Source organism: Candidatus Frankia alpina (assembly GCF_902806485.1).
In the GTDB taxonomy this organism is placed as follows: domain Bacteria; phylum Actinomycetota; class Actinomycetes; order Frankiales; family Frankiaceae; genus Frankia; species Frankia alpina.
In genome coordinates, this window is sequence record NZ_CADCWT010000036.1 from 16,308 (window position 1) to 29,147 (window position 12,840).

The following is a 12,840-nucleotide window of genomic DNA, read 5'->3' on the forward strand; positions in this document are numbered from 1 at the left end:
GGCCCCCATCCGGGAGCTGTTCAGCTCGCCGGCCGCACGTGCAGTCCCAGCCGCACCCAGCTCACCCGCCGGCAGGTCGGGCAGCGCAGCAACGACGGATGCCGCGGCCGCACCAGCGGCAGGTGGACGCTGGGAGTGAGGGCCCGCAGCGCCGGCCACGTGCCGAGCAGACTCGTCTGCCCGCAGCGGGAACACTCCACGCGCAGGCTCGTGTTCGGCGGGGTCGCCGGCCGCAGCCCGCTGTAAAGCGCACGCTTGCCATGCGCGTCCCGCCCCACCGACGGGCCCGGCGGGATCGACGTCACCACCGGTGGCCGGAAGCCCCGCGGCCGCAGCCGGTCGAACCCGGCGGAGGCGCGCTGCTCGGCCCGCGGCGACCGCGACGGTCCGCTCGCCCCCGCACTCACACGCGGGCCCCGTCCGCCCCGACCGGCACGGGTTCACCCCGAGCCGGTTCGCGTACCACCGCTTCGAGAGTCGCCGCCTCGCGGCCTGCCTCCTCGAGCGGTGCCTCCTCGAGCGGCCCGGTTACAACGGACCCCCCCGTGGTGGTCGCCGCTCCGATACGGGTCGGCTCGACCGCGATGCCGGCGGAACCCGCATGCGCCGCGGCCTCCCCGCGCACCTCGGCAATGACCCGGGCATGCGCCCGGTAGGCCTCGGCGCCCTTGGAACGCCGCGCCGTCGACAGGATCGACCGGCCCGTGCCCGGCGCCTCCGCGAAACGCACGGAACGGGCGATCGGCGGTGCCAGCACGGCGATGTCGTACCGCGCGGAGACGTCGGAGAGCACGGCCCGACAGTGCGCTGTCCGCCCGTCGAACAGGGTCGGCAGGACGCCGCGGACCCCGAGGCCCGGATTCGTCAGCCGCTGCACGTCGTGCACCGTGTCGAGGAGCTGGCCGACGCCGCGGTGCGACAGCGTCTCGCACTGCAGGGGCACGATCACCTCGTCGGCGGCGGTAAGCCCGTTAATGGTGAGCACACCCAGCGACGGCGGGCAGTCGATGAGCACGAAGTCGTAGGTGTCGATCACCTCGGCGAGGGCGAGCCGTAGCGCGTGCTCGCGGCCGGTCCGCGACAGCAGCACCGCCTCACAGCCGGCCAGCTCGATCGTCGCTGGCAGTAGGTCCATGCCGTCGGAGGTCTTCGTGATCACGATACCCGCGGAGAGCCGGCCGAGGAGCACATCGTGCACGGACAGCTCGAGGGTATCGGGATCCAGGCCGAGGGAGAAGGTCAGGCACGCCTGTGGGTCGAGATCCACCAGCAGGACGCGGCGCCCCAGCTCGCTCAGCGCGGCGCCGAGGCTGGACACGGAGGTCGTCTTGGCGACGCCACCCTTCTGGTTCGCTACCGCAAGTACGTGTGCCACAACCCAGAGTGTGTATGCGTAGTCGCATAGTCACAACACTTGACGTCCCAAAATCTCGACGCGCCCCGCCGCCCGCGCGCCAACCGGCACAGACCGGACAGGGGCAGCCGAGCGCCGACCGGGCGAGACGCGGACGTACCGTGGCCCTGCCGCGGTGTGCGGGCCGGCCTCGCCGGGTAGCGCGGAAAGGACATTCACCGGTGAACCACGCGGGGCGCCTCCCCGGCCTGACTGCTGGCCTCCAGACCGATACCAGGTTGATGCAGGCCAAGCCCGCCGGCACCGGCGGCACCGGGTGATCCAGGCGATCGTCTACCTCGCGATCGTCGTGGTGCTGATCGCCGCCAACGCGCTGTTCGTGGCGGCGGAGTTCGCCCTCGTCGCGATCGAGCCGCACCAGGCGGAGCGCGCCGCCCGCGCCGGCGACCGGCGCTCCCAGGCCGTCCTGCGGGCCGTGCGTTCGCTGTCGTTCCAGCTCTCCGGCGCGCAGCTCGGCATCACGGTGACCTCGCTGGCCGTCGGCTACCTCGCCGAGCCGGCGCTGGCCACCCTCATCCACCCGGCGCTGCAGGCCGTCGGCCTGCCGGACGCGCCAAGCTCGGCGCTCGCGCTCATCGGTGCCCTGTTCGTCGCGACCGTGAGCCAGATGGTCTTCGGCGAGCTGGTGCCGAAGAACTGGGCGATCAGCGAGCCGCTGCGGGTGGGCCGGGCCGTCTCCTGGCCCCAGGTCTGGTTCTCCCGGCTGTGCGGTCCGCTCATCCGGCTGCTGAACGGGGTCGCCAACGCGATCCTGCGCGCGCTGGGGGTCGAGCCCCAGGACGAGATGCACGCCGGCCGGTCCCCCGCGGAACTCGACTCGATCGTGCGGTCTTCCGCCCGCCAGGGCACCCTGCCGACCTCGACGGCCGCACTGCTACGGCGGTCGCTGCGCTTCGGCGACCGCCATGCCGCCGACGTGATGACCTCGCGGGTGCAGACCGTCTGGGCCGACGCCGACATGCACGTCGCCGACCTGCTCAGGGTGGCACAGGAATCCGGGCACTCGCGCTTCCCCGTACGGGGACGGCCCGACGACGACCAGCCCGACGGCGACCAGGCCGGGGACGGGGACGGGGTGGTCGGGGTGGTGCACGTCAAGGACGTCTTCCGGATCCCGGCCGCGCGCCGCGCCACGGTGGACGTGCACGAGATCATGGTCCCGCCGCTGCTCGTGCCCGCCACGTTGGGCTGCGACGCGCTGCTCTCCCGGCTGCGCCGACACGGGCTGCAGCTGGCCGCCGTCATCGACGAGTACGGCGGAACCGCCGGCATCGTCACCCTGGAGGACCTCGTCGAGGAGCTGGTCGGCGAGGTGTCGGACGAGCACGATCTGCCGAGCACACCGGGGGTGGTGCCCGACGGGCCGCGCTCCTGGCTGGTGTCCGGGCTGCTACGACCCGACGAGGCGGCCGACGCCACCGGCGTGCGGCTGCCCGACGGGCCGTACGAGACGGTCGCCGGGCTGGTTCTCGCCCGCCTCGGCCATCTCGGCGCGGTCGGGGAGCAGGTGGAGACCGATGGCATCATCCTGACGGTGGTGGCCGTCGATCGGCATCGCATCGATCGGGTGCGGCTGACCGCCCCGCCCCTGCGGACCTCCCAGGCACGACAGTCCCGGGCGGAGAGCGGATCTTGACCCTGCTTGCGCTGGTCGCCGGGCTCGCGCTGATCGCCGGCAATGCGTTCTTCGTCGGCGCCGAGTTCGCCTTCGTCTCCGCGCGCCGCGACCGGCTGGAACCCATGGTCGAGGCCGGCGACAAGCGGGCCCGCTCGGTCATCGGCACGCTGGAGCACCTCTCACCGCTGCTCGCCGCGACCCAACTCGGCATCACCCTGTGCTCACTGGCCCTCGGCGCCGTCGCCGAGCCGGCGGTCGCGCATCTGCTGACGGACCTGCTCCACACGCTCGCCGTCCCCGCGGCGGCGCAGCACGCGATCGCCTTCGCGGTCGCGCTGACCATCGTGTCCGCGCTGCACATCGTGCTCGGCGAGATCGTGCCGAAGAACCTGTCGATCGCCGGACCGGAACGGGCTCTGGTCTGGCTCGGGCCCCCGCTGATCGCCTTCGCCCGGGCGACCTCGCCGTTCGTGCTCCTGCTGAACACCGTCGCCAACCGGGTGCTGCGACTGCTGAGGGTCGAGCCCCGCGACGAGCTCGCCTCCGCTTACACCCCGCAGGAGCTGGCCGCCAGCATCGCCGAGTCCAAGCAGGAGGGGCTGCTCGAACAGGCCGAACACGAGCGGCTCACCAGCGCCCTCGAGCTTTCCGACCGCGACGCGGGCGCAGTGATGATCCCGCTCGCGCAGGCCGTGACGATCGCCTGGACCACCACCGCCCGCGAACTGGAGGACGTTGTCGCCCGCACCGGCTACTCCCGGTTCCCGGTACGGGCACCCGACGCCGCGACCACGCCGAGCTCCGACGCCGGCTCCGGCCGGGGCACCGCCGACAGCATGGAGATCGCGGGGTTCCTGCACGCCAAGGACGTCCTGGGAATCGCCCCCGAGGACCTCGATACCCCGCTGGCCCCACTGCGGCTGCACCGGATGGTGGAGCTGGCCACGGACACGTCCCTGGACCGAGTGCTGCGCCGCATGCAGCGCGCCGGCGGCCATCTGGGCCGGGTCGTCGACGCCGCGGGAACGACCGTCGGCGTCATCGCCATGGAGGACGTGGTCGAGCAGTTCGTCGGCGAGGTGACCGACGCCAGCCACCGCGACTGATCGCGGGCCGGTCACCCCCGACGCAGCCCCGCAGGCGGCGGTCTCAGTCGGAGCCGGGTGCCGCCGACTGCACCACCTCGAACGACCACAGCGTGGCCCCGGTCGCCGCGGGAGCGCCGGCCCCACCGTGACCCCCAGGATACCCAGGACCGCCCGCACCGCCGTGATCAGCACCGCCGGCCGGCGCGCCGGACCCGGCCGGTGCGTTCACCGCGGCCTCGGCGGCCGCGCGGCGATGGCCCTCCTCGAACGCCTGCGAGGACTGCCACTTCTGGAAGTCCTCCTCGCTGCGCCAGCGGGTGTAGACGAGGTAGGTGTCCGTTCCTTCGATCGGGCGCAGCAGCTCGAACCACTCGAACCCGTCGGCCTGCTCGACCATCCCGGCCCGACCGGCGAACCGCTGTTCCAGGGCAGGCCGCGTCTCGGCGGGCACGGTCAGCGCATTGATCTTGACGACGCTCATGTCTTCACCGTAGTGCGAAGGTCCCCCGGCCGCGCCACTAGAGTGCCCCGACGTGACAGGTCTTCCCCACGTCGCCGTCCTCGGCATGGACGCGGCCACCGCCGCCGCGACGATCTCCCTCGTCGACGGGGGGCTCGCGGTCACCGTCTACTCCCCCGGCCACGTGCCGCCGGCCGCCCATGCCCGCCTCACCGCCTACGGCTGCGCCGACCGGGTCGTCGCGGTGTCGACCGACACCCTGCGGCTGGCGGCCGGCTCGGCGGCGGCGCCGCCCTTCGAGGTCCACGGCGCCCGGGCCGACTCCCAGACCTCGGCGGCGTCCGCTGCCCCGGCCGCCGCGGGGGCCGGGGCCGGCGACCTGCTCGGCGTGTTCGACGCGGTGGTGCTGGGCGACGGCACCGACCGGCTGGGGCCCGGCGGGCCGGGCTCGCCCCGCTTCAGCGGCGTGTTCGACCTGGCGGCCGCCTGGGTCTTCCACGTCGGTGGCTCCCCGGAGCTGGCCGGCGCGCAGGGCCGGTGGATCGGTGAGTACCTGCGTGGCCGATACGCCCCGCCCGAACCCGCGGCGATGAGTGCCCGCCCGGCGCTGCTCGGCCGGTCGGTGCGCGGCGGGGTCCGCGCCGAGCTCGCCGAGCTGGACCGCGAGCTGCGCGCCGGGCACGCCCGCGCCGCCAGAACCGGCTATCGGCTGCCCACCCAGCCGGCCCCGGCGGCGTCCACCCCGACGCTGTGACCCCGACGCCGGGTGGATGCCGCCCCGGCCCGAGCGCCGGATCAGCCGCCGGTGGCGGGGCGGGCCAGCCGGGCCAGGCGGTCCGCGGCGGCCTGCAGGGTGGAGAGCTTCTTGGGGAAGCCGAACCTGATGATGTGGCGCCCGTCGGCGGGATCGGCGAAGAACGACGAGCCGGGCACGGTCGCCACCCCGATGTCGGTGACCAGCCGCCGGGCCAGGGCCGCATCGTCCCCGTCCGGGTCGATCGCGCTGGTGTCGCACATCACGTAGTAGGCGCCGTCCGGCTCCCGGAACGTGAACCCGGTGTCGGCCAGCGCGGCGCACAGCAGATCGCGGCGGACGCGGTACTGCTCGGCCAGCCCGTCGTAGTAGGCGGGCGGCAGGCCCATCGCTGCGACGCCGCCGGCCTGCAACGGCGCCGCCGCGCCGACGGTCAGGAAGTCGTGGACCTTGCGGATTGCCGAGGTGTAGGCGGGCGGCGCAATCGTCCAGCCGACCCGCCAGCCCGTGACCGCGTAGGTCTTCGACAGGGCGTTGATGGTGACGGTCCGGTCGGCGAGGCCGGGGATCGTCGCCGGCGGGATGTGGCCGCCGGGTCCGAGGTAGTGGATGTGCTCGTAGATTTCGTCGGTGAACACCAGCGCGTCGTGGCGCTGGCAGAGCTCGGCGACCAGTTCCAGCTCGTCGCGGCGTAGCACCTTGCCGGTCGGGTTGTGCGGGGTGTTCAGGACGATGGCGCGGGTGCGGTCGCTGAAGGCCGCGCGCAGCTCCGCCGGGTCGATCGACCAGTCGGGGGCGTGCAGGCGGACCAGCCGCGGGCGGGCGCCGGACAGGATCGTGTCGGGGCCGTAGTTCTCGTAGAACGGCTCGAACATGATCACTTCGTCGCCCGGGTCGACCAGGGCCAGCATGGTGGCGATCATCGCCTCGGTCGAGCCGCAGGTCACGCAGATCTCGGTGTCCGGGTCGACCGACCAGCCCGGGTAGGTCCGCCCCACCTTCGCGGCGACCGCGGCGCGGAACTCCGTCGCCCCCCAGGTGATCGCGTACTGGTTCACGTCCGCGTCGATGGCGGCCTTGGCCGCCTCCTTCAGCTCGGGCGGGCAGGCGAAGTCAGGGAATCCCTGGGCCAGGTTCACCGCGTCATGCGCGAGGGCGAGCCGGGTCATGTCCCGGATGACGGACTCGGTGAAGGTCATCGCCTTCGCGGAGATCCGCGGCTGGGCGGGGGCGGTGGTCTGCTCGGACACCGCCCCATGGTGACATCCGGCAGACGGCCGGGTCGCCTGGGTGGCCGGTGCCGCGCCGCTCGGCCCGGAGGCCGCCGGCCCGCGGGGCGCTCACGGTGCCGCGGGGCCGGGATCCTCACCGAGAGCGTCCCAGGCCTGGCGCACGGGGCCGGCGGCCTGGCCCTGCGGGCACAGCCGGCGGAAGTCGCACCACGAGCACAGCGAGCCGGGACGCGGCGGGAAGGCCTCATCGGGGTCGCCGCCGGCGCGCAGGGCCTCGGTCGCTGCGACGGCATCGGCCGCGACGGACTCGGCGCGCCGGACATGGCGGGCGATGCTGCCCTCGGTGTGCTCGGCGACGGCGATCGTGCTGGTGGGCACGTGGTGCAGCTCGACCCGCCGGCAGGGCTGGCGCAGCATCCGGCCCGCGGCCAGCGCGTACAGGGCGAGCGCCGGCGAGGTGCGGGCATCGTCGTCGGTGACGGGCCGCCGGCCGGTCTTGTAGTCGACGACGACGAGTTCGCCGTCGCGGTCGTCGAGGCGGTCCACCCGGCCGGAGAAGGCCAACGCCTCGGTGCGGGTGGCGACCGACCGCTCGACCCCGCGCGGTTCGGCCGCCGGGTCCAGGCCGGCCACATACCCGCGGACCATCTGCACGCCCCGCTCCCGCCAGCGCTGCGACTGCTCGGGGTCGCGGAAGCCCTCGTCGACCCAACCCAGGCGCAGCAGCTCGGCGGCGCGCAGCGGGATGCGCCGCTCGAACCGCTCCTCCCACCATCGGCGCAGCGCGTTGTGCACGCTGACGCCGACGGAGGTGTGCGCCCACGGCGGACCCTTCGGCGGGCGCGGCCGGTCCAGATAGATCATCCGGTAGCGGCGGGGGCAGTCCTCGAACGCGGCCAACCGCGACGGCGTACAGGCGAACAGCCTGCGAGGCATGCCGGCGAGCTCCATCTGTGCCATCAGAACGCCTCCAGGCGTCAGGGGAACCGGGTAGAGACCGAGCCTGCCAGGCGTGCGGGCACACCGCCCGCGACGCCTCGACGCGGGCGGATCTGGGGCGAGAGGGGTGACTGCGGCGCCACGTTGGTTCCTGGACGGATCCCCGCCGGGCTGGCATGCTTGCTGCATGGAGTGCAGCCGAACCTCGCGTCACGGCGCACTGCTGCCTCCGTTTTATGGGGACCGGGCACGGTCCCCGCTCCACCGCTGACCTCACGCGGTACGAGCGTCAGACCCAGGCCCGGTCCTCACCCGGGTTCTCTTGGCCTGGGCTGCGCCGGGCCTCCGATCGAAAGGCCCCTTCGTGGACAACCTCGTCGACCGTCACGACGCCGCGATCCCCGCACCCGCAGCGCCGGGCGCCACGCTCACCGGTGCGACGCGCGCGCCGATCGCGGACGAGTCACTGACAATCAGCAACATCGCGCAGGGTCGCCAGCACATCGACGACATCGACGCCCGCCTGCGCAAGCTGCTCGCCACCCGCCGCGACCTGTCCCAGCAAATCCAGGCGCTGCGCTCGGCCGAGGGCGGCCCCCGGATCGAGCACGCCCGGGAAAACGAGATCATCGCTGTCTGGGCAGACGAGCTGGGTCCCCGCGGCGTCGAGATCGCGATGGCGGTGCTGACGCTCTGCCGCGGCGCGGCGTCCAAGCCCTAGGGCTTGGGTTGGGCACGGGAACGCGCCGAAGGGCGGTCTGACCTGCGGCCGGAAGGCCGCATTCATCCCTCGACGCCATGGTCGCAGTCGCGCACCCGCTTCTCGGCAGGAGCCTGCTCGGCGGCAACAGCCCGGTCGCGGCGGGCGGGGCGTTCGCCCTCGCGGCGCCGGCGCCGGTCGCGCCGTTCCCGGTCGTGGTCATGGTCGCGGTCGGCCGTGTCCAGCTCGGCGAGCAGGGCGCGCAGCTCGGAGCGCAGGAAGTCGCGGGTGGCCAGCTCGCCGATGGTGATGCGCACCGCGGCCAGCTCGCGGGCCAGGTACTCGGTGTCGTCGCGGGTGCGGACCGACTGCTCTCGGTCCTGGGCGAGGTTCGCCCGGTCCCGGTCGTCCTGCCGATTCTGCGCCAGCAGGATGAGCGGCGCCGCGTAGGCGGCCTGCAGCGACAGCACCAGCGTCAGAAAGATGAACGGGAACTCGTCGAACCGCCCGGAGCTGGGGACGAAAATGTTGTATGCGACCCACAGCACGATGACGATGCTCTGGGCGACGAGGTAGCGCGCCGTTCCGATGAACCGGGCCACCCGCTCGGCGATCCGGCCGAACGCGTCCGACTCGTAGGCGGGCCGCAGCGACGCACGCCGCGACAGCCGCGGCTGGTCCAGGCGCGAGCCACGGCGCCGGCGTCTCACGGAGCCGCCGGCCGGCTGGCGCCCACCCCGCCCAGGGCGCCCGGTTCGCCGCCGCTCGCGGGCGGGGGGAGCGCGCCCGGCGTCGTGCTGACGTCGATGTCGATGTCGGATTCGAGCTGGCGCTCGCGCCAGTCGGCCGGCAGCGTGTGGTCGAGAACGTCATCGACGGTGACCACACCGACGAGCCGGCCGCCGCGGTCGAGCACCGGCGCGGCGACCAGGTTGTACGACGCCAGATGCCGGGTTACCTCGGCGAGCGGGGTTTCCGGGCGCAGCGACACGATGTCCACGTCGATCACCCCGCCGACCAGGGTGGACGGCGGCTCCCGCAGCAGCCGTTGGAAGTGCGCGAGGCCCAGGTAGCGCCCGGTGGGCGTCTCATACGGCGGGCGGACCACGTAGACCTGCGCGGCCAGCGCCGGGGACAGCTCCGGCTCGCGGATGCGCGCGAGCGCCTCGGCCACCGTCGCGTTCGGGGCGAGCACGACCGGCTCGCTGGTCATGATCCCCCCTGCGGTGTCGTCGGCGTAGCGCAGCAGGCGACGCACGTTGGCGGCCTCGTCCGGCTCCATCAGCCGCAGCAGCCGCTCGGCGTCCTCTGCGGGTAGCTCGCCGAGCAGGTCGGCGGCGTCGTCGGGGCCCATCGCCTCCAGCACGTCGGCGGCACGTTCCTCGGCGAGCCCGCCGAGCAGCTCCACCTGCTCGTCCTCGGGTAGTTCCTCCAGGACGTCGGCGAGCCGCTCGTCGTCGAGGGCCGCGGCGACCTCGGCGCGCCGCTTCTCGGACAGGTCGTGCAGCAGGGTCGCGAGATCCGCGGGGCGCAGCTTCTCGAACGCGGCCAGCAGGTTTGCCGCGCCCTGGCCTCCCTCGGCCAGCGACAGGCCAGTGACCTCGTCCCAGACGACGGTGCGGACCTCGCCGCGCCGGCCCCGCCCCTTGCGCACCGCCACCTGGTCTAGCACCCAGTCCCCGCCGCGGATCGGCTCGATCGCCGCGTCGACGACGGTGACCTCGGTGCCCGAGGACAGCAACGTCGCCCGGCGGTCGAGCAGTTCACCGAGGACCCGGGTCTCGTTCGGCCGCTGCTGGAAGCGCCGCCAGCTCAGCCGGGCCGACGAGAGCACGACCGCGCCGGACTCCACGCCGGTGACCCGCCCGATCGGCACGAAGATCGACCGCCGCTGGACCTCGACCGCGAGGCCCAGCACGCGCGGCGGCTCGTGACCGAGGCGGAGCGTGACGATGACGTCGTGGACCCGGCCGACCTGGTCGCCGTTCGGGTCGAGGACGAGCAGGCCGACCAGGCGGCGGCAGTACACCCTGGACTGGGCCGGACGCGTGGGCATCGGGGTCACCGACCGCTTCCGACGTGGGCGGACATACCGCCGCGGGCCGTCGCCGCAGACCTGTTCACGGCCGGAGGCTACCCGCGCGGGCGCATCCCGCAACCCCGACCCCGGCATACCCGCCCGCCTGGGCGGTCACCTCCGGATCCCGGACCGATGTCGAGCACGATGAGTGACGAGTCGATAGCATAAAGATCATGTCGCAGCGTTCCCGCCGTTCGTGCCTGGCCGTCCCCGGCTCCTCGACAAAGATGCTCGGCAAGGCCCAGGGCCTACCCGCCGACCAGGTGTTCTGCGATCTGGAGGACTCGGTGGCACCGGCCGCGAAACAAGCCGCGCGGGCGAACGTGGTCGCGGCGCTCAACGAGGGCGACTGGGCGGGCCGGACCAGGGTCGTCCGGGTCAACGACCTGACGACCCGCTGGACCTACCGCGACGTCATCGAGGTCGTCGAGGGCGCCGGGGCGAACCTGGACTGCGTCATGCTGCCGAAGGTGCAGTCCGCCGCCCAGGTGGCGTGGCTTGACCTGCTGCTCACCCAGATCGAGAAGGTGCTGGGGTTCGAGGTCGGCCGGCTCGGGATCGAGGCGCAGATCGAGACCGCGCTCGGCCTGTCGAACGTGCGCGAGATCGCCTTCGCCAGCCCGCGGATCGAGACCATCATCTTCGGCCCCGCCGACTTCATGGCGTCGATCAACATGCCGTCTCTCACAGTCGGCACGCTCAGTCCGGACTATCCGGGCGATCCCTTCCACTACGTACTGTTCAAGATTCTGGAAACGGCCCGCGCCCGCGGGGTGCAGGCAATCGACGGCCCCTTTCTCCAGATCCGCGACAACGACGGTTTCCGGGCAACCGCCGCCCGTTCGGCCGCCCTGGGCTTCGACGGGAAATGGGTACTTCATCCTGGCCAGATCGAGGCGGCCAACGAGATCTACGCCCCGCGTCAGGCCGACTACGACCACGCCGAACTGATCATGGACGCCTACGCCTGGCACACCTCGGCCGAGGGCGGTCTGACCGGCGCGGTGATGCTCGGCGACGAGATGATCGACGAGGCCAGCCGCAAGATGGCCGAGGTCGTCGCAGGCAAGGGCCGCGCCGCGGGACTTACCCGCACGCGGAAGTTCGAGCCGCCGGTCGACGTCGAACGCCAGCCAGCCACTCCAGCCAGCCGCTCCAGGCAGCCACTCCAGGCAGCCACTCCAGGCCGCAGTAGGGGGACGACCGATGGGCCGGATAGCGCAGACCGATGACCTGACCGACGTGCAGCGCGACATCCTCGCGGCGGTGCGCACATTCGTCGACAAGGAGATCCTTCCGTTCGCCACCGAACTCGAACACGCCGACGAATACCCGGAATCGATCGTCGCGTCGATGAAGGAGATGGGGCTGTTCGGAATCACCATTCCCGAACAGTACGGCGGGCTGGGCGAGTCGCTGCTCACCTACGCGCTGGTCGTGGAGGAGATCGCCCGGGGCTGGATGAGCGTCGCCGGGGTCGTCAACACCCATTTCATCGTCGCCTACCTGATCGGCCGGCACGGCACCGCCGATCAGCACAGCCGGCTGTTGCCGCGGATGGCGACCGGCGAGCTGCGCGGCGCGTTCTCGATGAGCGAGCCCGGCTGCGGCTCGGACGTCGCGGCCATCACCACCCGGGCCGACCGGGAAGTCGGCGACGGCGACGCTTACGTGCTCAACGGGCAGAAGATGTGGCTGACGAACGGCGCGCGGGCCGGCATCGTCGCCACCCTGGTGAAGACCGACGAGGGCGCGGATTCGGTCTACCGGAACATGACCACCTTTCTGTTGGAGAAGGAACCGGGCTTCGGCACCCACGACGGGATCACCATTCCCGGCAGCATCGACAAGCTCGGCTACAAGGGCATCGAGACGACCGAGATGATCCTCACCGACCACCGGGTGCCGGCCGCGGCGATCCTCGGCGGCGCCGACGGCCGCGGCCAGGGTTTCTACCAGATGATGGACGGCGTCGAGGTCGGCCGGGTCAACGTCGCCGCACGGGCCTGCGGCATCATGATCCGCGCCTTCGAGCTCGGCATCGCCTACGCGCAGACCCGGCGCACCTTCGGCCGGCCGATCGCCGAGCATCAGGCCATCGCCTTCAAACTCGCCGAGATGGCGACCAAGGTCGAGGCCGGCCATCTGATGATGGTCAGCGCCGCCCGCAAGAAGGACTCGGGGCAGCGCAACGACGTCTCCGCCGGGATGGCGAAGTACCTGGCCAGCGAGTATTGCCACGAGGTGACGACAGAGGCGTTCCGCATCCACGGCGGCTACGGCTATTCGAAGGAGTACGAGATCGAGCGCCTCTACCGGGAGGCTCCGTTCATGCTCATCGGCGAGGGCACCTCCGAGATTCAGAAGCGGATCATCAGCCGAGCTCTGCTGCGGGAGTACGACGGCACCCGCTGACGCAGCGCACGACGCTGGTGCGGGCCGTCTCCGCGGCCGCCCGGTCCGACCTGCGTAACCTGCTCATGACCGACCATCCGGGACAGGAGCACACTGAGCCTTTCCCGGTAACGTTTTGTCGCTTTGCGTGACATCAATGT

At 72.5% G+C, this 12,840-nt stretch carries 13 protein-coding genes; 6 read left to right on the forward strand and 7 right to left on the reverse strand.

Translation table 11 applies throughout. The features are described 5' to 3' along the window. Positions 1-20: 20 nt before the first annotated feature. Complete coding sequence (locus tag G6R25_RS06700; RefSeq protein ID WP_235947633.1) at positions 21-407, reverse strand: hypothetical protein; 387 nt, start codon at positions 405-407, stop codon at positions 21-23. Next, positions 404-1,375, reverse strand: coding sequence for a ParA family protein (locus G6R25_RS06705; protein ID WP_163552282.1), 972 nt, complete (start codon positions 1,373-1,375; stop codon positions 404-406). Before G6R25_RS06705 ends, G6R25_RS06700 begins: the two co-directional genes overlap by 4 nt. Positions 1,376-1,670: 295 nt before the next feature. On the opposite strand from G6R25_RS06705, the gene G6R25_RS06710 reads away from it, so the two are divergent. Next, a complete protein-coding gene (locus tag G6R25_RS06710) occupies positions 1,671-3,050 on the forward strand; it encodes a hemolysin family protein (RefSeq protein ID WP_163552283.1) in 1,380 nt (459 codons plus the stop codon). Beyond that, on the forward strand, positions 3,047-4,138 hold the full coding sequence (locus G6R25_RS06715; protein ID WP_163552284.1) for a hemolysin family protein: 1,092 nt from the start codon (positions 3,047-3,049) through the stop codon (positions 4,136-4,138). Before G6R25_RS06710 ends, G6R25_RS06715 begins: the two co-directional genes overlap by 4 nt. A gap of 43 nt (positions 4,139-4,181) precedes the next feature. Here G6R25_RS06715 and G6R25_RS06720 read toward each other — a convergent pair whose 3' ends face one another. Further along, the gene (locus tag G6R25_RS06720) at positions 4,182-4,601 is read right to left on the reverse strand and encodes an antibiotic biosynthesis monooxygenase family protein (RefSeq protein WP_163552285.1); all 420 of its coding nucleotides are present in this window, start codon (positions 4,599-4,601) and stop codon (positions 4,182-4,184) included. A gap of 52 nt (positions 4,602-4,653) precedes the next feature. Here G6R25_RS06720 and G6R25_RS06725 point away from each other — a divergent pair, with 52 nt between their 5' ends. Then, on the forward strand, positions 4,654-5,334 hold the full coding sequence (locus tag G6R25_RS06725; protein ID WP_163552286.1) for a hypothetical protein: 681 nt from the start codon (positions 4,654-4,656) through the stop codon (positions 5,332-5,334). Positions 5,335-5,375: 41 nt separating this feature from the next. Here the strand turns inward: G6R25_RS06725 and G6R25_RS06730 are convergent, their stop codons facing one another. Both G6R25_RS06730 and G6R25_RS06735 read right to left on the reverse strand, forming a co-directional pair. Further along, positions 5,376-6,584 (reverse strand): pyridoxal phosphate-dependent aminotransferase, encoded by a 1,209-nt coding sequence (locus G6R25_RS06730; RefSeq protein WP_163552287.1) that lies wholly within the window; start codon positions 6,582-6,584, stop codon positions 5,376-5,378. Between the two features lie 90 nt (positions 6,585-6,674). Then, the gene (locus G6R25_RS06735) at positions 6,675-7,526 is read right to left on the reverse strand and encodes a RecB family exonuclease (RefSeq protein WP_163552288.1); all 852 of its coding nucleotides are present in this window, start codon (positions 7,524-7,526) and stop codon (positions 6,675-6,677) included. Between the two features lie 343 nt (positions 7,527-7,869). On the opposite strand from G6R25_RS06735, the gene G6R25_RS06740 reads away from it, so the two are divergent. Next, positions 7,870-8,226, forward strand: coding sequence for a chorismate mutase (locus G6R25_RS06740; RefSeq protein WP_163552289.1), 357 nt, complete (start codon positions 7,870-7,872; stop codon positions 8,224-8,226). Between the two features lie 62 nt (positions 8,227-8,288). Here G6R25_RS06740 and G6R25_RS06745 read toward each other — a convergent pair whose 3' ends face one another. Together G6R25_RS06745 and G6R25_RS06750 are read right to left on the reverse strand one after the other, a co-directional pair. After that, on the reverse strand, positions 8,289-8,915 hold the full coding sequence (locus G6R25_RS06745; protein ID WP_235947636.1) for a DUF1003 domain-containing protein: 627 nt from the start codon (positions 8,913-8,915) through the stop codon (positions 8,289-8,291). After that, positions 8,912-10,261: a magnesium transporter MgtE N-terminal domain-containing protein gene (locus G6R25_RS06750; RefSeq protein ID WP_163552290.1), complete on the reverse strand. Its 1,350-nt coding sequence runs from the start codon at positions 10,259-10,261 to the stop codon at positions 8,912-8,914. Before G6R25_RS06750 ends, G6R25_RS06745 begins: the two co-directional genes overlap by 4 nt. A gap of 197 nt (positions 10,262-10,458) precedes the next feature. On the opposite strand from G6R25_RS06750, the gene G6R25_RS06755 reads away from it, so the two are divergent. Continuing rightward, positions 10,459-11,517: an HpcH/HpaI aldolase/citrate lyase family protein gene (locus G6R25_RS06755; RefSeq protein ID WP_235947639.1), complete on the forward strand. Its 1,059-nt coding sequence runs from the start codon at positions 10,459-10,461 to the stop codon at positions 11,515-11,517. After that, positions 11,492-12,700: an acyl-CoA dehydrogenase family protein gene (locus G6R25_RS06760; protein ID WP_163552291.1), complete on the forward strand. Its 1,209-nt coding sequence runs from the start codon at positions 11,492-11,494 to the stop codon at positions 12,698-12,700. The genes G6R25_RS06755 and G6R25_RS06760 overlap by 26 nt, the downstream gene beginning before the upstream one ends. The last annotated feature ends 140 nt before the right edge of the window (positions 12,701-12,840 follow it).